General features: G+C 52.5%; 18 protein-coding genes and 1 tRNA gene. 3 read left to right on the top strand and 16 right to left on the bottom strand.

The annotated features are described in order from the left end of the window. Positions 1 to 15: 15 nt before the first annotated feature. Positions 16 to 89, top strand: a tRNA-Arg gene (locus BM257_RS03570). Between the two features lie 100 nt (positions 90 to 189). Here BM257_RS03570 and BM257_RS03565 read toward each other — a convergent pair. The 10 genes from BM257_RS03565 to BM257_RS03520 all read right to left on the bottom strand — a co-directional run bounded on the left by BM257_RS03565 (position 190) and on the right by BM257_RS03520 (position 11,982). After that, complete coding sequence (locus BM257_RS03565) at positions 190 to 1,935, bottom strand: phospho-sugar mutase (protein ID WP_177216004.1); 1,746 nt, start codon at positions 1,933 to 1,935, stop codon at positions 190 to 192. A gap of 103 nt (positions 1,936 to 2,038) precedes the next feature. Further along, positions 2,039 to 3,247, bottom strand: coding sequence for a tetratricopeptide repeat protein (locus tag BM257_RS03560; protein ID WP_255405492.1), 1,209 nt, complete (start codon positions 3,245 to 3,247; stop codon positions 2,039 to 2,041). A 19-nt stretch (positions 3,248 to 3,266) separates the two neighbouring features. After that, positions 3,267 to 4,475, bottom strand: a complete 1,209-nt coding sequence (locus tag BM257_RS03555; RefSeq protein ID WP_092068304.1) for a tetratricopeptide repeat protein — start codon at positions 4,473 to 4,475, stop codon at positions 3,267 to 3,269. A gap of 27 nt (positions 4,476 to 4,502) precedes the next feature. Continuing rightward, complete coding sequence (gene gyrA / locus BM257_RS03550) at positions 4,503 to 7,028, bottom strand: DNA gyrase subunit A (protein ID WP_092068302.1); 2,526 nt, start codon at positions 7,026 to 7,028, stop codon at positions 4,503 to 4,505. Positions 7,029 to 7,210: 182 nt separating this feature from the next. Continuing rightward, on the bottom strand, positions 7,211 to 7,654 hold the full coding sequence (locus tag BM257_RS03545) for a hypothetical protein (protein ID WP_092068300.1): 444 nt from the start codon (positions 7,652 to 7,654) through the stop codon (positions 7,211 to 7,213). A 1-nt stretch (position 7,655) separates the two neighbouring features. Further along, entirely contained in the window at positions 7,656 to 7,748 is a 93-nt protein-coding gene (locus tag BM257_RS14715; RefSeq protein WP_177216003.1) for a smalltalk protein, read from the bottom strand. A 23-nt stretch (positions 7,749 to 7,771) separates the two neighbouring features. Continuing rightward, complete coding sequence (locus BM257_RS03540) at positions 7,772 to 8,299, bottom strand: HU family DNA-binding protein (RefSeq protein WP_092068298.1); 528 nt, start codon at positions 8,297 to 8,299, stop codon at positions 7,772 to 7,774. A gap of 187 nt (positions 8,300 to 8,486) precedes the next feature. Continuing rightward, positions 8,487 to 9,230, bottom strand: a complete 744-nt coding sequence (locus tag BM257_RS14710) for a four helix bundle suffix domain-containing protein (protein ID WP_177216002.1) — start codon at positions 9,228 to 9,230, stop codon at positions 8,487 to 8,489. 211 nt (positions 9,231 to 9,441) lie between these two features. Continuing rightward, positions 9,442 to 9,663, bottom strand: a complete 222-nt coding sequence (locus tag BM257_RS03525) for a DUF4248 domain-containing protein (protein WP_092068296.1) — start codon at positions 9,661 to 9,663, stop codon at positions 9,442 to 9,444. Positions 9,664 to 9,816: 153 nt separating this feature from the next. Next, positions 9,817 to 11,982 (bottom strand): VapE domain-containing protein, encoded by a 2,166-nt coding sequence (locus BM257_RS03520; RefSeq protein ID WP_092068294.1) that lies wholly within the window; start codon positions 11,980 to 11,982, stop codon positions 9,817 to 9,819. 424 nt (positions 11,983 to 12,406) lie between these two features. Between BM257_RS03520 and BM257_RS03515 the strand changes: the two genes are divergently transcribed. Together BM257_RS03515 and BM257_RS03505 are read left to right on the top strand one after the other, a co-directional pair. Next, positions 12,407 to 14,929 carry an ATP-dependent Clp protease ATP-binding subunit gene (locus BM257_RS03515; protein ID WP_092068292.1) on the top strand — a complete coding sequence of 841 codons (2,523 nt, stop codon included), beginning with the start codon at positions 12,407 to 12,409 and terminating at the stop codon, positions 14,927 to 14,929. A gap of 249 nt (positions 14,930 to 15,178) precedes the next feature. Continuing rightward, entirely contained in the window at positions 15,179 to 16,516 is a 1,338-nt protein-coding gene (locus tag BM257_RS03505) for an NADP-specific glutamate dehydrogenase (protein WP_092068289.1), read from the top strand. Positions 16,517 to 16,605: 89 nt separating this feature from the next. Here BM257_RS03505 and BM257_RS03500 read toward each other — a convergent pair whose 3' ends face one another. The 6 genes from BM257_RS03500 to metA form a co-directional block, all read right to left on the bottom strand. After that, positions 16,606 to 17,304, bottom strand: a complete 699-nt coding sequence (locus tag BM257_RS03500) for a response regulator transcription factor RprY (protein ID WP_092068287.1) — start codon at positions 17,302 to 17,304, stop codon at positions 16,606 to 16,608. Positions 17,305 to 17,331: 27 nt separating this feature from the next. Then, positions 17,332 to 18,894 (bottom strand): sensor histidine kinase, encoded by a 1,563-nt coding sequence (locus tag BM257_RS03495; protein WP_092068285.1) that lies wholly within the window; start codon positions 18,892 to 18,894, stop codon positions 17,332 to 17,334. Between the two features lie 113 nt (positions 18,895 to 19,007). Further along, positions 19,008 to 21,419, bottom strand: coding sequence for a TonB-dependent receptor (locus tag BM257_RS03490; RefSeq protein WP_255405490.1), 2,412 nt, complete (start codon positions 21,417 to 21,419; stop codon positions 19,008 to 19,010). 59 nt (positions 21,420 to 21,478) lie between these two features. Continuing rightward, positions 21,479 to 22,450: a beta-carotene 15,15'-monooxygenase gene (locus tag BM257_RS03485; protein WP_092068283.1), complete on the bottom strand. Its 972-nt coding sequence runs from the start codon at positions 22,448 to 22,450 to the stop codon at positions 21,479 to 21,481. Then, positions 22,437 to 24,263, bottom strand: a complete 1,827-nt coding sequence (locus BM257_RS03480; RefSeq protein ID WP_092068281.1) for a peptidase U32 family protein — start codon at positions 24,261 to 24,263, stop codon at positions 22,437 to 22,439. Before BM257_RS03480 ends, BM257_RS03485 begins: the two co-directional genes overlap by 14 nt. Further along, positions 24,260 to 25,177 carry a homoserine O-acetyltransferase MetA gene (gene metA / locus BM257_RS03475; RefSeq protein WP_092068279.1) on the bottom strand — a complete coding sequence of 306 codons (918 nt, stop codon included), beginning with the start codon at positions 25,175 to 25,177 and terminating at the stop codon, positions 24,260 to 24,262. The genes BM257_RS03480 and metA overlap by 4 nt, the downstream gene beginning before the upstream one ends. Positions 25,178 to 25,179 lie beyond the last annotated feature (2 nt).

Genomic DNA, 25,179 nt, shown 5'->3' with positions numbered 1-25,179 from the left:
TGCACCCGATTTGATGGTCTGGTAGCTCAGCTGGATAGAGCAACAGCCTTCTAAGCTGTGGGTCTCGGGTTCGAATCCCGACCGGATCACGAAAGGGATAGGCAAATGCCAATCCCTTTTTTAATGCAAAGATAAAAGTCCCTGCCAGGCATGATGCCAGGCAGGGACTTTTTGGTAGAACCTATATGATTAGTCGAGGTTTAGGCTCTTCTTGATAGCGGCAACCTTCTCCATAGCGGCATTGGTGCAACGCTCGTAGCACCCGGCGCACTTGAAGGAAGGATCCTTGATCTCACAGTAGAACTTGATCTTCGGCTCCGTACCGGAAGGACGGACACTGATCTTCGTGCCATCCTCGCAGAACCACTGCAGCACGTTAGAGGTGGCAGGCATGTCAATCTTAGAGGTCGTGCCGTCAGCATTCTTCTGTTCCAGAGAACGGAAGTCCTTCCACACACAGATCTTAGAACCGCCGATCTCCGTAGGAGGATTCTTACGGAAGTCCTCCATCATCTGCTTGATCTCGTCGGCGCCACTCTTACCCGGCTTCACCACGTTGATCGTCGTCTCCTTCGAGAAGCCATACTCAGCATAGATGTCCATCAGCAGGTCGTAGAGTGTCTTGCCCTGATCCTTAGCCCATGCGGCAATCTCACAGATCAGACAGATAGAGGCAGGAGCATCCTTGTCACGAACCTTGTCGAAGGGCAGGAAGCCGAAGCTCTCCTCACCACCGCCGATATACTTTTTCTTACCCTCGTTGACACGGATGCGGTATGCAATCCACTTGAAGCCTGTGAACTCGTCGAACAGCTCGACATTGTTCTTCTTGGCAATCTGTGCGATCACCTCAGAGGTCACGATGGTCTTCACCAGGAACTCATTGCCCTTCATCAGACCCAGCTTCTTACGGTTGGTGATGATATACCAGCAGAACATCATAGCCGTCTGGTTACCATTGATGATCTCCCACTCACCCTTCGGGTTACGAACGACGATAGCGAGGCGGTCGGCGTCAGGGTCAGAGGCAATCACGAGGTCGGCATTCAGACGGGTACCCAGTTTCATACCCAGTGTCATCGCCTCAGCGTTCTCCGGGTTCGGAGAGACCACTGTTGGGAAGTTACCATCCACCACCATCTGCTCTGGGACGACATGAATATTCTGGAAGCCCCAAGAGCGCAGTGCCATAGGAACGATATGACGACCCGTGCCGTGCATTGCGGAATAGACGATATTCAGGTCTTTCTGACGGTTGATGACCTCCTGGTCGATCAATGCCTCATGGACAGCCTGGATATAATCCCAGTCCATCTCACCACCGATGATCTCGATGAGTTCCTTGTTACCCTCGAACTTCACGTCATTGATGGTCACCTTGTTCACCTCGTCGATGATACCCGTGTCATGCGGAGACAACACCTGTGCGCCATCATCCCAGTAAGCCTTGTAGCCGTTATACTCACGAGGGTTATGAGAGGCGGTGACGTTCACACCAGCCTGTGCGCCCAGCTCACGGATGGCGAAGGAGATCTCCGGTGTAGGACGAAGGCTCTCGAAGAGATATACCTTGATGCCGTTCGCTGAGAAGATGTCTGCGACAGTCTCTGCGAACATACGTCCGTTATTACGGCAGTCATGCCCTACGACTACAGAGCACTGTTTGCCGGGGAATGCCTTCAGGATATAGTTGGCAAAACCCTGTGTCGCCATACCCACGATATACTTGTTCATACGATTCGTACCGGCGCCCATGATACCACGGAGTCCACCCGTACCGAATTCCAGGTTCTGATAGAAAGCATCAATTAACGCGGTCTTGTCGGGGTTATCCAACATCGCCTGTACTTCCTTACGTGTCTCTTCGTCAAAGGCTGGAGAGAGCCATTCTTTCGCCCGTGCCTCACACTGGGCAATAAGTTCGTTATTTTCCATAATACTTAAATTTGTTTTAGATATGTTCGTATATTAGTCTACAAAGATAAGAAAAAAATCGAAAACAAATACGACCTGTGTATTTATTTTCGATTTTTTAGCATTAGAGCTTCCTCATCACCTTGTCAATCTCCTCGAATTGCTTGCCCATATTCAGGTTAAGATAGATGCGGTAGAGGGCAGGTGCCCATTTCCGTTTCTCGTCAGGAGCCAGTTTGCGGTATGCCTCCATATACGGTCGTGCCTCCATATACAACTTCCGTATCTGTTGTCGGTAGACACGCGGTTGGTTACGGCGGTCGAGCTCCAGCACCTGGTTGAGTTTTGCCGTGGCGATGGTGAAATAAGGTTCCGCCAGGGAGTCGTTATTAGCTATCAGCCGTTCACTAACCTGTATACACTCGTCGTAACGTTCCAGATTCAGCAAAGCGACAGACTTGGCAAGCAGGAAGAGTTCACTATTGGGATTACTCTTCAGTGCTGCATCCGCATAATAGAGTGCAGAGTCTGGATGCTCCCTCGCATTATAGTAGTCGACCAGTCGGGGGAAGAAATAAGGGAAGTCAGGATAAGCTGCAAAGCCTCTTTTGAGCATGGCAAGATACGCCTGTTCATTCTGCTGCCAGCGATATGCCTCACAAGCATACTGCATGGCATAACTAGCCTTTGACGTGTCTTTCACTGCCATATCGAAATACTTCAAGGTCTTTGGTGCATCCTGCATCTTATACCCTGCATACGATGCCCAGTAGGCTACCTCGGGCAAGCGTTTGTCCGTCTTGTTATAATCATATCCCTTGAACAAGGGCTTTTCTGCTGCGTCGATATACGTCTCAAAGAAGTCAAAAGCTGTCTGATAATTCTCTTTCCGCAAGTGATAAGTCCCTCCGAAATAAAGGTTAGGGCGTAATAAGTTGAGCTGTCGGGCATGATCCTCCCTATAGCGCAACTTCACCCTTCCTTTCCCATCAGGTTGTGCATCAAGAGTGTCCAGCGTCTCTGCAATGGCATATAGCCTTCGTGTCAGATTGAAGAAGGCAGCGGTGTCATACTGCTGTTTGAGATACAGTTTCTCATTGGCTGCCTTATATTGTTCTGTGACAGCCTGAAACCATGTCAGGTAAATTTTCTTGTTGGTTTTGTTGGCTGAGTCTTTCTCCAACAAGTCGGTCATCAGTTTCTCCGCCTTGTCGAAATCCTTGCCGCTCTTGATATAAGACCGTGCCTGACTGAGCTCTTTCTTCTGAGCTCTCAGGCACGGTGTTATCATGAGCAGGAGGAGAAGCAGCGCAATCGTCTTTTGCTTCTTCATCTGCGAGTATTAAATCTGTTTATTTAGCGTCCAGTTCAGCTTCCTTGGTCTTGGGGTCATCAGCGCCATAGAGGTTATAGTAAGCCTGATAACGGTTATAAGCCCAAGGAGCCTGTCTTCCGGGATCCAGTTCCTTTGCCTTGTCAAAGGCAACGATAGCCTCCTGGAACAACTCCTTACGTTTAGCGGTGTCGTCCATCTGTCCAGCCTGTGCATTCAGGCAGATACCCAGATAGGTCTGGATGACAGCATTCTCAGGACTGGCGACAGCAGCCTTGCGAAGCCATTTGGCACCCTCCTCCGCATTATTCTCAGCGATCGCCATCATACCCTTGTTGGCAAGGGCAGAGAAGCTGTTAGGATACTTAGCGAGGTGGTTGTCGAGGAGTGCTGTCTGGGCAGCCTTGTCCTTCATACCATCGTACATGGAGAAGAGCTTGTCGAGCAGTACGTCATTCTCAGGATCATTGGCATAGAGCCCCTTCAGCTGTTCGATATACTGCAGGGAGTCAGCCTTACTCTTCAGGTTGCTGCCAGCGGCATAGAGCTTGAAGGTCAGAGCGTCCTTCTTCTGCTCAGGATCCTGCATGGCGATATCGAAGTATTTGTCGGCACGAGCCAGGTCCTTGGCATCGAAGGCATAGCGTCCGGCGAAGTAAGCGACCTGTCCGATATATCCCTTCTCAGCCTCGTGGTCCTGTGCGGCGAACAGAGGATCAGAGTCTGAGTCGAGGAAGGCACCCCAGTATTTCAGTACACCGGCGTTATTACCCTTACGAGCCTCGTCCTGTCCGATATTCACCAGGTGTGTACGGACAGCCCATATACGCTGGGCGTTCTTCTCATCATACTGTGGCTTCACCTTACCCTTGGCGTTAGGAAGCTGGTCATATTTGTTACACTCGATAGCGGAAGCGATAGCGTTGCAGATAGCGTCAGCAAGTCCGAGGGTGTCATAAGCCTCTTCCTTACCGGTTCCCAACTGTACGGCGGCCTGGTTCTGGGCGATCGTGCCCGTCTCTTTGCCCACTTTCTCCATGGCGAGGTCAACCAGTTTATTGTATGCCTCGGCACGCTCCTCGTCATTAGCGAGCTGTGAGGTCTTCACGAGCTGTGCCGCCTCGGCATAGGTCTTAGCCTTTTTGATAGCCTTCAAAGCGTCACTGTCACCGGCAAAGGCGGTAGCACTTGCTACGAGTGCCAATGCCATCATCATTACTTTTTTCATAAGCTTTTAATATTGGTTAAACTATAATTATTCTTGGTTCTCGGAGTTCTCAGAGTTCTCAGAGTTCTCAGAGTTCTCGGAGTATTCCACATCCTCCTCCTGACTGCTTGTCACCTTGCAGACAGAGGCGATGGTGTCGTTCTTCTTCGTCAGGTTGATCAGGCGCACACCCTGGGTGGCACGTCCCATGACACGGACATCAGCCACCTTCAGACGGATGAGGATACCACTCTTGTTGATGATCATCAGGTCGTTCTCGTCAGTCACCACCTTGATAGCCACCAGACGACCCGTTTTCTCCGTGATAGCGAGGGTCTTCACACCCTTCGTGCCACGTGCCGTCTTACGGTAGTCCTCTACCTCAGAGCGCTTGCCGTAGCCGTTCTCGCTGACCACCATGATGGTCTCCGTCTGCGGGTCGTTGACACATACCATACCGATGACCTCGTCGTCGCCGCCGTCGATACGCATACCGATCACACCGGTGGACACACGACCCATGCTACGAATCTGATCCTCGTTGAAGCGGACGGCGCGACCGTTGCGGTTGGCGAGCAGGATCTCGTTATGACCGTTGGTCAGGCGTACGCCCACCACCTTGTCGCCCTCGTTGATATTGATGGCGATGACACCATTGGCACGCGGACGGCTATATGCCTCCAGACAGGTCTTCTTGACAATACCGTTCTTGGTGGCGAATACCACATAATGGGAATTGACAAACTCCGTGTCATTGAAGTTCTTGATGCGCAGTACGGCATTGATGGCGTCATCCGGCTCGATATTCAGCATGTTCTGGATGGCGCGTCCCTTCGAGTTCTTGTCACCCTCAGGAATTTCATAGCACTTCTGCCAGTAGCAGCGGCCCTTCTGCGTGAAGAAGAGCAGTGTGTTATGCATCGTGGCAGGATAGATATACTCCGTGAAGTCGTTGTCACGATGGCGTGCCGCCTTGGCGCCGACACCACCCCTGCCCTGCTCATGGAACTCATCGAGCTTGGTACGCTTGATATAGCCCATGTGTGAGATGGTGATGACCACAGGGTCATCGGGATAGAAGTCCTCGGCATTGAACTCATGGTCGAAGGGGATGATCTCCGTACGACGGTCGTCGCCGTATTTCTCCTTCACCTCCTGCAACTCGTCCTTCATCACCTGCTTGCAACGCTCCGGGTTGTCCAGGATCTCCTGCAAGTCGGCGATCAGTTTCTGCAGGTCGTCGAACTCCTGGTGGAGCTGGTCGACACGCAGACCCGTCAACTGTGCGAGACGCATGTCCACGATAGCCTTCGACTGGAGCTCGTCGAGTTCGAAGCGTACCTCCAGGTTATGCTGGGCATCACTGGGGGTCTTACTATTCCTTATAATATGTACGACCTCGTCGATATTGTTGACGGCGATGATCAAGCCCTCCAGGATATGGGCGCGCTCCTGTGCTTTCTTCAGGTCGAACTTCGTGCGGCGGATGGTCACGTCATGACGGTGCTCCACGAAATATTTCACGCATTCCTTGAGGTTCAGCAGACGTGGGCGACCCTTTACCAAAGCGATGTTATTCACTGAGAATGAGCTCTGTAGCGCTGTCATCTTAAACAGTTTGTTTAACAGCACGTTGGCATTACAGTCACGCTTGCAGTCGACCACGATACGCATACCCTGACGACCCGACTCATCATTGACATTGGCGACACCCTCTATCTTATGCTCGTTGGCGAGGTCGGCGATATACTTCACCAGATCCGCCTTGTTGACACCGTATGGGATCTCCGTCACGACGATCTTGTCGTGCGTCTCGCCCGTCTCGATCTCAGCCTTGGCGCGCATCACGATACGTCCACGACCGGTCTCGTAGGCATCCTTCACACCCTGCAGACCGTAGATATACGCTCCCGTGGGGAAGTCAGGACCGGGGATATACTGCATCAGACCCTCTGTGTCGATATCAGGATTGTCGATATACGCACAACAGCCGTCGATCACTTCACCGAGGTTATGCGTCGGCATGTTCGTCGCCATACCCACTGCGATACCGTTACCGCCGTTCACCAGCAGGTTAGGGATCTTCGTAGGCATCACCGTAGGCTCCACCAGCGAGTCGTCGAAGTTGTTCATCATGTCGACCGTGTCTTTCTCCAGGTCGTCCATGATATGCTCACCCATCTTCGAGAGGCGGCACTCTGTATAACGCATGGCTGCGGGAGAGTCGCCGTCCACACTACCGAAGTTACCCTGTCCGTCCACCAGTGTATAGCGCAGGTTCCAGTCCTGTGCCATGCGCACCAGTGCTCCGTACACGGAGGAGTCGCCATGGGGGTGGTATTTACCGAGCACCTCACCGACGACGCGCGCGCATTTCTTATACGGCTGTGTCGATACGTTATTGATATTCATCATACCATACAGGATACGGCGATGTACTGGCTTAAAGCCGTCACGCACATCAGGGAGGGCACGTGCCACGATGACCGACATAGAGTAGTCGATGTACGAGGACTTCATCTCCTCCTCGATGTTGATTTTCAGAATTCTGTCGTTGTCGATTGTCTGATCCATTATTGTTTCAATTATTCAAATTTTCCCGTTTTTCGCGTTTAAGGGCATTTTAAAGCCCGCTAACGCGTTTTCCTTTGTTTCAATTAGCATGCAAAGTTAAGCATTAGCGGGCAAATATCAAAATAAATTAACGTTTATTGCCTATTTTACGACATATTTCTTTCCATTCTGGATGATATTTGTTAGTAGTAGAGCATGCTCCATGCGTTCTCGAGGTCAGCCCTGAGATGCTCACGCCCTAGCTCGTCGAGTCCGCACTCCACCGTCGCCATAGCGAGGACGACAGTCTGCCACACGTCGCTTGTGTCCCGGCTCATCGGCGGCAGCGGACTGTCCGGGAGCTTGTCTGTCAGGTGGCAGACAGTATGGATATAGGCTACTGTCTTGTTCTCCGTCTCCGGAGCCCATCGCCGGATGATCTGCCGGAGGGTGATGCAGCCGTGTCTCACATAGTAGGTACGGAGGAGCTTGAGGGCGGCACGCAGCCCGAACGCCATGGTGGAGAACTGACAGAATGTCCGTTCACTGTCACAGTTGGTTTCTCCCAGCCACCTGACGGTCTTGTTCTTGATGATGTTAAGGGGGTTGTTGTTACGCAACCCCCTTGCTACTCTTGTGTTCTTCATTTTAATAACACGACTGGACAAACAGTGTCGAGCTGACTGCGGTGAGGATCGTGATGACGATCTGGATGATCTTCTTGATTAACTCTTTCTTCATAGTGCTTTCATGGTATTAAAAGATTAAGGTTCCTGTACTTCAGCACCGTGCGCCACCAACCACTCTGCGATGGGCGTCTTCGTGGAGACACGCTTGCCGCCGACCTTCGTCGTCTCGATGATATGAGCGGACTCCAGGGAGCATTTCTTCTTGAACTCCACACTGGTGATGTTGTCGAGCGACTGACTGTCTGGCAGGAAGCGGATACGGATGCCCTTCACCACGTCGTTAGAGTTGACACCCTTCAGGTCAGCCTCTGCCACACCGCCCTTCACCGATTTGGCAGTGGGATAGAACTTACCCAGTCCGTCGAGTTTCACACCGATGCCCTGGGAGATGAGCTCGGGGATACACTCCGACATCTTGATGAGCACGCCCTCGATGACGTCACGGGTGTAGATGGTGCCGTGGCTCTTGATATGCTCGGAGAGACCACGCAGCGACAGTGTCTCGTTGCGGTCCACCTCGGGATAGTACCTGCCGTAGTTGGTGGAGCGTACGCTGTTGTTCTTACGGTAATTGATCTTCAATGCGATTTTGTGTGTTGTCATAATTTTTGTGTGTTTTAAATGGTTTAACTGTTCTTTTGGATATCCACTGCAAAGGTAATAAAAAAAAATTCCCCCGCTGTGCTCTTCGAGCATTTGCGGGGGATTTTTTCGGGATTTCGGCATTTCGAGATTCCGAGATTCCGAAATTCCGAGATTCCGAGATTCCGAGATTCCGAAATTCCGGGAATCACTTCACATCGAGGGTGCCATTGCACTGGGGATAGGCGCTGCAGCTCCAGAACTCCCTGCCGGAATGGATGCCTTTCTTCGCCACCCGCTTGATCATCGGCTTACCACATCTCGGGCATGCCGGTGCATCCGCCGCCACGCTCTGCTGGGTGCGGAAGGCAAGGCGCTCCGCCGTCAGTCCCTCGGTGAATCCGCCTTCCGCCTTGAAACTCTCCAACTGCCGTTTCATCTGTTGTCCTAACATCATGATGAGCCTGTTGCAGAGAACCAATATACAATTAGCCGCCACCAGGGAGTCATTACCCTTCAGCCACGCGTCAAACTTCCGCCTCTGGTTCAGGATGTGGATGCTGCTCAGGTGTTGCACATCACCTTTATAGTCCGGTCGGTCAAGGGAGATCTGATTGACGGTATTATATTCCGCAGAGCGGTTAGACCAAGGGACACGCTCATGGAGCAGTATCCAGTTAAGGTAGTCGTTAGCCAGTTCCGCAAGACTGGCACGCGCCACGTCCGTGAGTTTCATCTCCGTCTCCTTCGAGGTGGAGCGTCTGGAGCTACCCTCGGCGATATTGGCAGGAACGGAGCGTGCCGCCTGCGTCATCTGGTCGAACTGTCGTCCGCAAGGGTCGTTGGAATGGTTCAGGAAGCGGATGCAGAAATCCTGTGTTGCCAGTTGGATGACATTGGCAAAGACCCATGTGTCAAGCCAGTAATAGCTGAAGTTATTGATGCTGATCATTGTAATGTATAGTTTGATGAATAATGTCGCAAAGGTATCAAATAATTTTGACGGGGCAAAATTATTTGGGGATTTTTTTTTCGAGATTTCGGGATTTCGGGATTCCGAGATTCCGAAATGCCGGGATTCCGAAGGCGGCGCCTTCCGCCGCCGAAGGTGCCGCTTCCTGGGGGCGAAGGCGGCGCCTTCGACCCCAGGAGGTGCCGCCTTCCTACGGCTCCCCCAGGTAGTAGATGATCAATGTCACCTCCTCTGGGAAGTATCGCTGGGCGCACTTCGCTCTGCCACAGGCGAGGAGAGCTTCCGTCAGCTCGGTGTTTCCCTTGATCCATAATTTCAGGTTGTTAAGAGCGCCCTTTTCCGTTTTCGTCTTCGGGAAGTACAGTCTGGCAAGCTCACGCTTCCCGTAGATCCTTATCTCTAAATTTTTCATGGTGTGTTGGTTAATGAATCAGGTTATGAAAGATTGACGGATTGACACTTGACGGATCATTTTCTAAAGTGTTATACGTGCGCGCGCAGGAACGTGGAATTTCGCCCTCTTTTTAGCGTTCCTGCGCGCTCACGCACGTGAGGGTCTTAAAAATCATCCGTCAAACGTCAATCCGACGTTAGCAAGTTGTCTGTTCCTGATTCTGATCTCCTCTGTGCTACGGCGCATGACGACATAGCCCCTTTCTGAGCGTCGTATGGATTGGAAACCTTTTTCCACAAACGCCCTGCCCACCAGGATATGATTGAGTTTGTTGGCGAGGTTCCCACCCATCGTCTGAATCGCCATGGAGATGGTCATAAACTCCCCCTGCTCCCCATTCTCAGGCACCCGGAAGTAGGTATCCACCAGTTCCTGTTCAAGACGGGGTGTCTCAAACTGACGGTTATGCTCGGCAAGACGTTTGATCTCGTCCTGCGAGAACCAGTACTGGTAGCCACTCTTGTACAGGCGGTATGCCTGCCGGTAGATGCCGTCATAGTCGAGGGGATGGTCACGGGGAGAGCGTATCGCCTCCACCTCGAAGGGGAGCCACCGCCGGTTCCCTGTCGGGTCGCTGAGAAACTGTTTGTTGTTTCCCGTGCCGCAGAACGAGGCGATATGCGGTCGGTGCTCATGGAAATGGGCGTATGCCGCTCGCTCGTCGACAGTCGTCATGGTGACCGCCGCCTTCAGTTGGTTGAGCTCCGACGGTCGCATGGTGTCCAGCTCCTCGCAGCACACCAACCCATACTGCGCCAGCGTCAACAGGTCGTCACGCCCCATGCGGTTGGCATTCGTCTTAGTATAGAAATAACAACGGAGCGGTGGCGGCAGCAGGTACGAGAACCATGTCGTCTTATACGAGCCCTGTTCCCCGATGAGTACCAGGATGACATTATTGACGACGGTCGGGTCGAGCCATCCCGCTATCATGGCGACGAGCCATTTCTTGAGGTAACAATGCCAGACCCCCTCTGACTCCCCCTGTTTAGGGGGAGGACATTTGAGGGTGATGGTGTTGGCGAGGTCACGGATATAGTCATGCTCGGAGGACTCGGAGTGCTCCAGCCCCTCCAGATACTCCCTGAACGGATGGTACTGCGGCACATAGTCACTCTGGACGACCCGGTAGATGTCCTGCGAGTTGACTTTCTGTGTCTTCGACATCTCACACCACAGGGAGTTCATGACACGGTCGGTGATGGGTTCCCAGTGCCCGCTCTCTCCCCCTGTAGAGGGGGAGTCGGAGGGCGTCGCATACTCCACCCTACCCGTGATGATATTATGCCGCAACTTGATATGACCGGTGAGGAACGCCTGGATATCCTCCACCGTCGCCCAGTACGAACTGTCACCTTGAGGCGGGCGGGAGGAGCGGGACTTATGTCTGTTGCGGACACCAAACTCCTCCGTTTTCCGATAGCAGCTATCAACCACATTCCCTGCCATCTCATACTCACGGAAGGTCTGGCATGCCCACTCCCTCGCCGCCTCTGGACTAAAACCGAACTGATTCAACTTATACCCTACGCGCATCACGTAGTCGTTATGGGAGCCGGGGGCATAGACAGCACCGTCAGCCTCCACCTCCGGACGGATGACCTGCTCGTAACAGGCGGTGATACGCTTCAGCTCCCGCTCCCGTTTGCGCCGCTCCCTCTTCCGCTGGAGTACCTGCTCCGCTGCCGCCTGTATCTCCTCCTTGCCGAAGGGCACGGCATCGGGATTGTAATACACCTCCGGGTCATGGGCGACACCACTCAGTCTGCCGACATTCTTACACTGCTCGTCATACATCACGCCATACGTCCGGGCATAGTACTCGTTGCCATAGAGGAACGCCTTGGGATAATACCGTTTCTGCAACGCCAGGTCGTAACGCTCGTCCAGCTCATAGCGGAAGAGCGTCCTGATGCCGTCGCCGCTGATGGTACGGTAGCAGAGGAGTGTGTGGGGGTCGGTGATGAGCCGCTGAAACAGCTCCGCCACCTTGTCGCACGCCCCGGGACTATCGGTATGCTGGCTGATATGGTCGACATCGACCATCGACACGCCTGTCATCTCCACGATGTGACGCTCACTCTTGCCGCCCTCCATGACGGCGGCGACGGCAAACAGGGGACAGGCACTCTTGTGTCCTGCCTGGGGGTCGTTACGGTGGGCAGCCGTCTTCGCCGCCACCGAGGCATCGTCTTTAATCAGCCTGACGATGTTCTCCATCGTCGTCTTCACCGGACATGTGTCTGTGAAATGCTGATAACAAGAAAGGAATATCATACGCTTCTTCTAATAATTATACTATTCATAGTTTCACCTTATTAAATATATAGAAGAGACGCGGGCATATCGAGTTCCTGACCGATTAACAAGGGGAGACCAATCCCCATTCCGATTACAGCCACAAACTACCAATGCCCACGCCCCATGGGGAGTGAGCCAGGTAGTCTTCGTAATCGGAATAATTCTTGTTTGGTCTTTTTTGTTAATCGAAAACTTAGACTCTTTTATTCTTGATAAAGAAAAGATCGCTTTACCTTCGGAAAGGTGTTGCAAATGTACAAACTTTTTTGAAAATAAACTTTCAAATTTGTCTCAAATGTTTTCATATTTGTCTCATCCCACAAAAAAAACGCCCTTTTTTTGTCGATTTTGACAAGAAAAGGGCATTTTTTTGGCACGGTGTTTGCATGAAGACGGATGTATGACAAGTCAATTTTCACCTAAGGTATCGGAGATACTCGCCTACTCCCGTGAGGAAGCCGCACGCCTCGCCAGCCGAAGCGTGGGACCGGAGCACCTGCTGCTCGGTATGCTGCGTATCAAGGAGGGACCCGTCAATGACGTGTTCCGACGACTCGCCATCAACCTGTCGAATGTGAAGACAGAACTGGAGTCACGCGTGAGGGAGGATGAGATCGGCATGCCTATCAATACCAATGAACTGGTACTTAACGAGAAAGCCAGCAATATCCTGAAACTGGCGGTGCTGGAGGCACGTATCCAGCGCACCACCCGTGTGGACGAGCAACACCTGCTGCTCGCCATCCTGCACGACCAGGTGGACAACGGAGCTAAAATAGTATTGGAAATGAATAATATGAATTACGAGGATACACTGACGCTGCTGAGCGTCAAGAACGGTATCGGACTGCCCGACGAGGACTATGAGGAGGAAGAGGAACAGACCTCTAACAGCCAGCGCCCGTCGGCATCCAACAGCCATACCACGACACAGACCAAACAGACGAAGTCGAAGACACCCGTGCTCGACAATTTCTCGACAGACCTGACACAACAGGCGCTGGACGACAAACTCGACCCCGTGGTGGGTCGTGAGCGGGAGATACAGCGCGTGGTGGAGATCCTGGGCAGAAGGAAGAAGAACAACCCCATCCTCATCGGTGAGCCCGGTGTGGGCAAGAGTGCCATCGTGGAGGGTCTCGCACAGATGATCGCCCGCAGGGAGTGCTCTCCCATGCTCTTCGGCAAACGACTGGTGACACTCGACCTGACTGGGGTCGTCGCCGGCACGAAATACAGAGGACAGTTTGAGGAGCGTATCCGACAACTGATCAAGGAACTGGAACAGAACCCGGACGTGATCGTCTTCATCGATGAGATACACACCCTTATCGGAGCGGGTTCGACACCTGGCTCCATGGATGCCGCCAACATCCTGAAACCCGCACTGGCAAGGGGCACCATCCAGTGTATCGGCGCCACGACACTCGACGAGTACCGTAACTCCATCGAGAAAGACGGTGCCCTGGAACGCCGCTTCCAGAAAGTCCTCATCGAACCGACTAACGCCGAGGAGACACTGCAGATCCTGCATAACATCAAAGGACGCTATGAGCTGCACCACCATGTGAACTATACGGATGACGCTTTGGCGGCATGTGTCAAATTGACAGACCGCTATATCAGTGACCGCCAGCAACCCGACAAGGCGATCGACGCAATGGATGAGGTGGGCTCACGCGTACATCTTAATAATGTAAAGGTACCCCCTGAGATCGCACAACTGGAACTGGAACTGAAAGAGGTGACGGAGAAGAAACAACTGGCTGTCAAGAACCAGAACTTCGAACTTGCCGCAGGCTTCCGCGACCGCCAGACGGTGATGGAGAGCCAGCTGGCGGAGATGAACCGCAAATGGCAGGAGGGGGATATCGACGACAAACAGACGGTCACGGAGAAAGAGGTGCAGGACGTGGTGTCGATGATGACGGGTGTCCCCGTACAGCGCATGGCACAGGAGGAGGGTATCCGACTGAAAGGCATGGCGCAGGAACTCAAGACGCATGTCATCGCACAGGACAAGGCTATCGAGAAGATGGTACGTGCCATCCAGCGTAACAGGGTGGGACTGAAAGACCCTAACCACCCCATCGGCGCCTTTATGTTCCTCGGTCCTACGGGTGTCGGCAAGACTTACCTCGCCAAGAAACTCGCGGAGTTTATGTTTGGCAGCAGCGACGCCTTGATACGTGTCGATATGAGTGAGTATACGGAGTCGTTCAACGTGTCACGACTGATCGGCGCTCCTCCGGGCTATGTCGGCTATGAGGAGGGTGGACAACTGACGGAGCGGGTGCGCCGCCATCCCTACTCCATCGTACTGCTCGACGAGATAGAGAAAGCCCACGGCAACGTGTTCAACCTGTTGCTGCAGGTTCTCGACGAGGGACGACTGACGGATGGTAACGGGCGCTTCGTGGACTTCCGTAACACGGTGATCATTATGACATCGAACGCGGGAACACGACAACTGAAGGACTTCGGACGAGGCGTGGGATTCACCAGCGCAGGCTCTGGCGCCCTGATGCTGAACGAACAGGATAAGGAGCACGCCCGCCAGATCGTACAGAAAGCTCTGTCTAAGCAGTTCTCACCTGAGTTCCTCAACCGCCTGGACGAGATCATCACCTTCGACCAGCTCGACCTCGACGCCATCAAGAGGATCATCGACGTGGAACTGCAGGGGCTCTACAAGCGCATCGGAGACCTCGGCTACACCATCGACCTGAGCGACGAGGCGAAACAGTATGTCGCTGAGAAGGGCTATGACGTGCAGTTCGGTGCACGCCCCCTGAAACGTGCCATCCAGAGCTATATCGAGGACGGCATCTCGGAACTGATCGTCAATGGCGACCTCCAGAATGGAGACACCATACATATTAATAAGGTGGAAGGAAAAGACGAGCTGTCGTTCACACATTAACATACAACCCCCTTACATACAACCCAAACGTCTGCCCTCCAGGCAGACGTTTGTTGTTCCCGCACACATATAACCTGCATATTTTTGTCATTTTTCCCTTGATTTGAGTCAATTCGTGACAAAAAGAAACTTTTTTCGTATTTTTTTTGATAAAATGTTTGGTAATTCAATTTTTTGATGTAATTTTGCATCCGAAATAATTCGAGATACAAATTTCAATAGTATAATAACCAAAAAAGGAAAAAGATTATGAATGCAGCACAAGTTGTTGAGAATCTGAAGCAACGCTTCCCCAACGAGCCGGAGTACATCCAGGCAGTAAGTCAAGTTCTTCCCACTATCGAAGAAGAGTACAACAAGCACCCTGAGTTTGAGAAGGCAAACCTCATCGAGCGCCTCTGCATCCCCGATCGCGTATGTGAGTTCCGTATCACATGGGTAGACGACCAGGGTAAGGTACAGACCAACATGGGTTACCGTATTCAGCACAACAATGCTATCGGTCCGTACAAAGGCGGTCTCCGTTATCACAAGAGCGTGAACCTCGGTATCCTGAAGTTCCTCGCCTTCGAGCAGACCTTCAAGAACTCACTGACAACCCTGCCTATGGGTGGTGCCAAGGGTGGTTCCGACTTCTCTCCCCGTGGTAAGAGCGACGCTGAGGTGATGCGTTTCTGCCAGGCATTCATGAATGAGTTATATCGTGTGATCGGTCCCGATGAGGACGTTCCCGCTGGTGATATCGGTGTAGGTGGTCGTGAGGTAGGTTACCTCTTCGGACAGTACAAGAAGCTGACCCACCAGTTCCAGGGTGTGCTCACAGGTAAGGGTATCCCCTTCGGCGGCTCACTGATCCGTCCCGAGGCTACTGGTTACGGTTGTGTTTACTTCCTGACCTCTATGCTCGCTACCCGTAATATCGACATCAAGGGTAAGAAGGTGCTGATCTCCGGTTCCGGTAACGTGGCACAGTATGCTACTGAGAAGTGCATCCAGCTCGGTGCTATCCCCATGACCCTCTCTGACTCTGACGGTTACATCTACGACCCAGACGGTATCGACGAGGCTAAGCTCGCTTACGTGAAGGAGTTGAAGAATGTAGAGCGCGGACGTATCAAGGAGTATGCTGAGGAGTATCCTAACGCAGTATACCACGCTGGTGAGCGTCCCTGGCACGAGAAGGCTGACATCGCCCTGCCATGCGCTACCCAGAACGAGATCAACGGTGAGCAGGCTCAGGCACTCGTAGACAATGGTGTCATCGCCGTCGCTGAGGGTGCTAACATGCCTTCACTGCCCGAGGCTATCAAGATCTTCCAGGATGCCAAGATCCTGTACGCTCCCGGTAAGGCTTCTAACGCTGGTGGTGTGTCTGTATCTGGTCTGGAGATGTCACAGAACTCTGAGCGTCTGTCATGGACCGCTAAGGAGGTGGACGACTACCTGAAGCGTATCATGAACGATATTCACGAGAACTGCGTGAAGTACGGTACACAGCCTGACGGTTACATCAACTACGTGAAGGGCGCTAACGTCGCCGGTTTCATGAAGGTGGCTTCTGCCATGATGAGCCAGGGCATTGTATAAAGAATGTTTCCGACACAAACACTGAATAGAAAAGAGGGGCGGTCAAATCACTGACCGTCCCTCTCCTGTTATTATCTTACCACAATAGATTATTCCTCGTCTGGCGCAATGAGCTTATAGCCTTTGCCGTGGATATTGATGATCTCAATCTGGTCGTCGTCCTTCAGATGCTTACGCAGCTTGGTGATATACACATCCATCGAGCGGGCATTGAAATAGTTATCGTCAATCCAGATGGTCTTCAGGGCGAAGTCACGCTGCAGGATCTCATTGGCGTGAGAGCACAACAGTGCCAGCAACTCATTCTCCTTCGTCGTCAGCTTCGTCTGCTTGTCACCAATCACCAGCAACTGCTTCTGGGTATCGAAGGTGAAGCGTCCGATATGATATACGGAACTCTCCTTGTTCTTCTTACCACGTACGCGGCGCAGGATAGCCTCTACACGGAACACCAGTTCCTCCATCGAGAAGGGCTTGGTGATATAGTCGTCCGCACCGATCTTAAAGCCTTCGAGGATGTCCTCCTTCAATGTCTTTGCCGTGAGGAAGATGATAGGTATCTCCGCATTGGCACTGCGGATCTCCTGTGCCAGTGTGAAACCGTCTTTCTTCGGCATCATCACGTCGAGCACACAGATGTCAAACTTCGTCTTCAGGAAAGCCTTATAGCCTGCCTCACCGTCGGGGCACAGCTCTGCCTGGTAGCCCTTAGCTGCCAGATACTCACGCAACAGCATTCCCAGGTTCTCGTCGTCTTCACAAAGAAGAATTTTCAGTTTCTCGTCCATAATCTTATTCTTTTAATTGTTAATATATTATTCTTGATTCTCTTTCATAACAGGCAGGGAGATGGTGAACTTGGTACCCTTTCCCAAGTCACTCTCACACTTGATCTCACCCTGGTGGAGATCCACCACTTTCTTCACATAGGCAAGACCGAGACCGAAGCCCTTCACATCGTGCTTGTTACCCGTATGCACACGGTAGAACTTATCGAAGATCTTCTTGATATTCTCCTTCTTGATGCCCTGACCAGTGTCACGGATACTCAGCAACAGACGGTCATGGTCGTTCCACGTACGGATATAGATATCCAGCGGCTCCTCCGGTTTCCGGTATTTCACGGCGTTATCCATCAGGTTGGTGATGGCATTCTGGAAATGCACCTCATCGACATAGATACCGGAGTCGACAGCCTCTATCTGGGTGTATATCTTACCGCCCGTATGCTCCACACGCAAGGAGAAGGTGGAGGCGATGGTCTCTACCATCTCGTTGAGGTCGAGTTGTTTCTTCTTGAACACCACACTCTTCTTGTCGAACATCGACATCTGCAGCACTTTCTCCACGAGGAAGCGGAGGCGCTTCGACTCATCGGCGATGATGCCACCCAGGTGCTTCGTCATCTGCTCACTCTTCGTCACACTGTCGTCATTCATCATCTGCGCGGCAAGTGAGATAGAGGCGATAGGGGTCTTTAGCTCATGCGTCATATTATTGATGAAGTCGTTCTTGATCTCCGTATAGCGTTTCTGACGGAAGATCAGTACGATGGTGAAGATGAACGTGATGAGCAATACCATCGTGAACACCAATGACGGTATCATAAAGCGTACAGAGGAGAAGATATAGCTGCTCATGTCCGGGAAGTGAATCTTCACCACACCCATCTTCGACTGCGGGTCGTTACGGAACAGCAACTGCGTATAACTGTATTTCTCCCCCTCATCGGTGTAGTCCGGACAACGATACACCTCACGACCGTCCGATGTGGAGACGGTGAAATGGTAAGGGATATTGACCCCGTTGTTCATCAGCTCCGCACGGATATCCTGATCCAGCATCCGGAAGTTGATACGCTCCTTCAGCGGTTTGTCACTGGCGGTATAGAGGATATTATACACCACCTCGTCGAGCAACGCTTTCTGGTAGACATAGCGGTTACGCACGATCTCCTGCATCGACTTCGCCGCCTCGGAGAGCGAGCTCTTGTCTTTACGCAGGATCATCGCCTTGGGCACAGAGGCGGGCTTCATCTCGAAAGTCTTCAACTGGAACGAGGAGTATACCGTGCCATCGTCGGCAGCCACTGCAAACTGGTGCGACTGCTTGATGGTACCGTCGAGCCCGTCAACCATCATAGAGTCCTGGCTGAAGGCACGACGCTCCGTCGCCTGTACGTCTTTCTCCAAGTAACGAAGTGTCTCATTCATCTCCAGGTTACGGGATGCCTGATACAGACTGCGGTTCACGCTCTCGTCAAACTGTTCTTTCTTCATCTTCACCATCTCCTCGACATAGGAGAACTGGAGATAAAGCAGACCCAGGAAAGCGAGTCCCATGACGATGGCTATTGCCCAAATAGTAGACTTCTTCATATCGAAAGCAAAGATACTGCTTTTACCGATACGAAGAAGTCGTTTAGTTAATTAATTCCGTTAAATTTAACGTTATTAACAATAATGGCTGAGTTTAGTTTTATATATGCGTCTTAGAAGTGTATGTTTACGTCCATGCCGACCTGTATAGGATTGGCGCGCTGTGCAAAATAGCGCTGTCCTCCCGCCGCTGTGGATGATACGGCAAATGTATTGTATTTCGTGTCCGTCAGGTTACGTCCCCAGACCGTGACGACAACAGGACCGAAGTCATAGTCGGCATGGGCGCCGAGAACCGCATAGAACTTCTGCGAATAGGTATTCGCCTCGTCCCACCAGGTCTTACCCTGTCCTGAGACATTCGCGCCAATGGTAAATTTACCGATGTGGTAATCCGCCATCGCACTGAACGTATGGCGGGGTACGAAAGGCACATAATTCCCATCGTAATCGACATCAAAAGCGTCTACATCTGGAGCGACAGCCCCACCCTTTGTCACCAGGTATTTATCGAATTTCGTGTTGGTAAAACTGTAGGTCATGCCCCAGTCAAGCGCATTGTCGAAGGCACGTCCACGCAAAGACATCTCCAGTCCGCAGGAGTGGCTCTTACCCGCATTCACTATGATACGACCGTAATTGCTGTGAGGCTCCATGATGGAGAGTTGCTGGTTACGGATCTTCATATAGAAGAGCGCGAGGTCGAAATGAACCTGAGAGTCGAAGAGGTTCAGGTGTGTGCCCACCTCGAAGTTCCAGGACTCCTCGGGTTTATAGGCAATCGTCTCCTCGATAGCGTCATAGTCTTCAGCACTATGCTCCACATCATAGTCACCACGCATGGCTTTCTGCTGATTCGCATTCAAATCCGTCTGGAGGATATCACTGAACATCTGGATATTGTAGCCTCCGGCACGATAGCCCTTAGAGACGAGGGCGTAAGCATTCCCCACCTTATTAAAACTGTAAGTAAGACCTATTTTCGGCAGCAACTGCGTAAAGGTCTTCGAGCGGTTGTCAACCACATGAGAGGTGAGGTGATAGGTAGCCATCGCATTGGCAGTACCACCTGTCATGTTCATATAAGCAAGTGCGTCATAGTCGACTTTCACCCTGTCGACATTAAAGCGCAAGCCTAGCGTCAGTTTCAAGCGGTCAACCAACTGGATATTCGTCTCATGGAAAAGGGCGAAGTTCATGGAAGGAGTCTTGAAGGACTCTGGCACTCCCATCTCCGCCGACATGGTGACACCCATGCCGTCCACGGTGCGCTGTGCCATCTGCTGAGCCTGTTCCGGTGACATTCCCTGTCCTATGAAGCGTCCCACCATTGCCTGGATCATCGCATTCTTCATGGAATTCTCGATGGCAGTACCGATAGGACCTGTAATGGCATCACCGAAATAGACGGGTGCATCGGTATGCAACCACTGATAGGAGCCGAAGACACCCGTGGCATGCTGCCAGCAGCCTGTATGCTGAGAACGGAGCACAAACTCCTGTGTCAGTGCGTTCATCTTCTGACGTTGTTCCAGACGCAGGAAGTCAGGTGTCATATAGTCCTGGTCCATCATCATCTGGTCCTGCAGGAACTGATAACTGGTCGTTGAGGTGAAGAGCAGTTTCCCCATATCATAGCTGATGGAAAGCCCTGTATTCAGCATGTTACGCTTGTAACCATTCATGATGGTGGTGGCGGGATCAGCGACATCAAGCGTGTATGGGCTGACCGAGCTTGTCTCTATCGGCTGGAACTCTCCATAGCCAAAACCGTTCTGGTTGACGTACTGATAGTCAACCGTCCAGTCAAGTTTCAACTTATGATTAGGAGCAAAGATCAGACGCACCTTAGCGCCCGCCTCATTACTCTTATCGTTTTTCTCTGAGAAATTCTGGTTGTCGATGAAGCCTTTCAGTCCACTGTAAAAGCCTGCCACCGAGAAAGCCAGTTTATCGCTGGGGCGATGGTAATGCGCCACCTCCACATTCGTATAGAGTCCCGTACCGATGCCCAGTCGGATATCCGTACCCTGGTAGCTCATCGGGTTCTTGGAATAGATACGCACCAAGCCGCCCTCGGTATTCTGCCCATAGAGCGTTGCCTGAGGACCACGCAGCACATCCACTCGGTCGAGCATATAGAAATGGTTATTATAGGCAGCCTTCGACATCAAGGGGATATTATCGTAATAAACGCCCACTGCCGGATTATTGATACGTGAGCCTATACCTCTTATATATAGAGAGGAGGTCAGACGCGAGCCATAGGCTGGCATCACGAAGGAGGGAACATACAGTGACAACTGGCTGAGGTCACGCACATTCAACTGCTGCATCTCGCTGGCACCGAAGACATTACTGCTCATCGGTTGCTGACGTAACAGGAAGCTCTCCTTGGGTTGGGAGACCACAATGACCTCATCTAAGTCTATCACACGAGAAGAGTCGTTCACCTCGTAGGCTTGCGACAGGACAGGCATCATACACAACAAGCCCGTCAAGATTAATTGCTTGTTCTTTTTCATAACGGGTGCAAAGGTACAGCTTTCCGTTATTCTGTGCAATCCTTATTTATAGGGATTTTTCAGGTGTTGACCGTTCCGCAGTGCGGGCAACGTCCTTTTTCACTCAGGAGAGCCCCACATTTCCCACAGGTGAAGCGGCATCTGGCGAAATGTGTGTAACGATAGAGGGCATAGATGAAATAGGCGATCAGCAACAGGTAGCCTATATAATACAAGGTGGAGACGCTGAACACCACATAGTCGACGGCACACACACCCGCCAGTCCACCTAAATAGAGAATCGCCTCGATACCCGTGAGATGGCGCAGCACGTCATCCAGAGAAGCCACAGCCACAATGATGATCGCCCATACCGAGGCGATGAAGAGTCCCAGGTGCCACGGGAGGGCGAAAGGGTTCAGTGACGGGTGGTAATAGAAATGCCGCCATGACTCTGCGCCAAACATCTGGATAGAGGCATAGAGTGTTGCCGACGACGCCACCAGCAGGCATAACAGTGTGGGATAGAACGAGTCGATGTCCTTGAAATGCACGATATAGGCGGCATGACGGTTCAGGCGGTAGAGTCCATAGGCGACGACGACGATGACGAGGAAGGCGAGGAATACCAACAAATGGGTATCCGAGAAGAGGTCGATGAACTGTGAGATAGGGTCATCCGGTGACACCCCCTCCAGCATCTCACTCTCCCTGATCCACCCCTGCGTCATCTGGTCACGAGCCACCTTCACCCATACCGAGTCGATAGAGTCGGTGGATACCGTCATGATATCCGCCACGACGAGTCGCTCCCCCTTCATCACATAGAGGGTGTCGAAAGCCATCTCACCAGGTTGGTCGGACAGTGGCATACTGGCGGCATTCACCACGAAATTATAGTTCTGCGTATAGTGATGCGTGGTGAAGAAAGAGATACTGTCGATCTGTTTCTCCGTGAGGTCCCATGCGTCAGGTGTCTGCGGACCGTGGTTATAACAGGCGGTCAACAGCAACGCACAGAGTGTGAGGATATAGAACTTAATCTGCCGCATACACATTCATCTGACAATGTTTACAATCGAAGTCCAGCCGGAACCGTCTGCCGTCACCCAGACGGAGGAAAAGGGGTTCCTTCCACTGGGGTCTGCCGCCGCCGTTTCTCACACAACAGCCCAGGGAGTAACGAAGGCAATGGCGGCACTGCATCAGTAACACGTCACCCTTAGGACGGTGTGTCTCAAAGGCAGGTGTCACGTCCGGCAGTCCCTGTCCTTCATAAAAGGCACGTGCCTGATGGTTGGCGATATTATACAGATAAGGAAGCCCGTACCTCTGACCTGTGAAGGCGGCACCTCCGGGGGTCGAAGGCGGCACCTCCGAGGGGCGAAGGCGGCACCTCCGGGGGGCGGAGGCGGCACCTTCGACCAGTCTGCGCCGCAGTTCCGCCAACATACTACTGGGGATGAAATACCGGAAGTCGTCCGGCATTTCCACCCTACTACACTCATAAGGAGTACCCCCCAGTCGTGACAACTGGCGGATGATATTCTCCCGTTGCGGTTTCTCCGCCTGCTGGTGCTCACAAGTGATACTCACCTCCACGCCGTCAGCCGACAGGGCGAAACCGTCGTCCGTCGCCCTCAGCCGCATCACCCATGGTATCTTACGCTCACCAGACTGTCTGGAGAGCTGTCGCTCGAAATCCTGGTCGTTATTCCTATAGAGAGCCATCCCCGCATGCAGGTGTCGCGGCATCTCATGTGGATAGAGGCGGTTACCCTCGGCACGGTTCACACGGAAGCCCTCCAACTCCCGTTCCTTGTTGATGAAACAGAGTCCGTCGCCATTGGCAAAGGACGCCGTACCCGCCACATTGAACGAGTCACGCCGTATCTCCTTGACATACCCCACATACTCCCCCATCGCCTTGGGGGTGTCAGGGGAAAAGATATCAGGCTGTCTGCCATGGAGGAAATAGGTGGTAAACCCACGGTTGAAGGTCTTATTGAGATTCGGTGTGAACGAGTAGGTACAGTGTCCTTGTGAGGCACGACAGTAACGGTCGGGATGGCGTGCGATGACCGCATCGAGCCGCTGGCTGTAGGCAGCCACCACGTTCTTCACATAGCTGACCTCCTTCAGTCGCCCCTCTATCTTAAACGACGTGGCGCCCGCCTCTATAAGCTCCTCCAGATGGTCACTGAGGTTCATGTCCTTGAGCGATAACAGGTGCCGCTGGTGCTCTAACTCATTTCCGTCAGCATCCAGCAGGTCAAACCTCATACGACAGAACTGGGCACAGGCACCCCGGTTGGCGGAGCGTCCGAAACAATACTGTGACGCATAGCACAGACCGCTGTAGCTGACACACAGGGCACCATGCACAAAGACCTCCAAGGGCATGTCGGGAACCTCTTGATGGATTGCCGCTATCTCACTGACAGACAACTCACGGGCGAGGACGACACGCTGGAAGCCCAGGTCACGGAGCCAGCGCACCTTCCCGGCGGTACGGTTATCCGTCTGTGTGGAGGCATGAAGGGCGATGGGTGGAATGTCCATCCGCAGGACACCCATGTCCTGCACGAGGATGGCATCCACCCCTATCTCCTCCAGCTGGCGGATCAGTTGCTCCGTCTCCTCCAGCTCCTCGTCGTAGATGATGGTATTCACTGTGACATACACCCTCACGCCATACGGATGAGCATAGTCACAAAGTTGTCGGATATCCTCCACGCTATTGCCCGCAGCCACCCTTGCGCCAAAGCGCTGTGCACCGATATACACAGCATCAGCGCCATGGTCGACCGCCGCCATCCCACAGGCGAGGTTCTTTGCCGGTGCGAGCAGTTCGAGTGGTGTCATTCAATCTGATTGATATCGTATGGTGTCTCCTGATAGACGTAATAGTTGATCCAGTTACTATAGAGCAGGTTGGCATGGGCACGCCATGTCACCAGAGGCTCGTTGGCAGGATTATCGTCACGGTAGTAATTCCTCGGGAGCTCCACGTCATCACGGATATCCTTATCACGCTTATACTCCTTGTCGAGTGTGTTCGGCGCATACTCCAGGTGTCCCGTGATGAAGAACTCACGACCGTTGCGCGCCATCACCATCGACACGCCACAGTCCGGTGACTCAGCGATCAGTGTCAGTGCCGGATTGGCAAGGATATCCTCACGATGCAGTTCCGTATGGCGGCTATGCGGCATCTGGAACACATCGTCGAAGCCCCGGAAGATGGGCAGCTGGGGTTCCAGCGGTATCTGCGGGAAGATACCGAACATCTTCTTCCGCAGCGGGTATTTAGGGATTCCGTAATGGTAATAGAGTCCAGCCTGTGCCGCCCAACATATATATAAGGTACTCGTCACGTGCGTGCGCGCCCATGCGAAGATGTCCTTCATCTCATCCCAATAGGTCACCTCCTCGAAGTCGAGTGTCTCCACCGGCGCTCCCGTGATGATCATGCCGTCATATTTCTCCTTGCGCATCTGCTCAAAGTCACGGTAGAACATCATCATGTGCTCGATAGGCGTGTTCTTCGGAGTATGGCTGCGGAGTTTCATGAAACTGATCTCCAGCTGCAACGGGGTGTTAGACAGCAGACGGATGAGGTCGGTCTCTGTCGTGATCTTCAACGGCATGAGGTTGAGGATGACGATCTTCAACGGACGGATATCCTGCATGTGTGCGCGGGAGTCGTCCATCACAAAGATATTCTCCTGCTTCAGCAGGTCGATAGCGGGTAATTTATCTGGTAGTCTTAAAGGCATAA

The sequence above is a fragment of the Prevotella sp. tf2-5 genome (genome assembly GCF_900115435.1).
Lineage (GTDB): Bacteria > Bacteroidota > Bacteroidia > Bacteroidales > Bacteroidaceae > Prevotella.
Note: the sequence above shows the minus strand (reverse complement) of the source record. Positions and strands in the feature narration are given on the sequence as shown.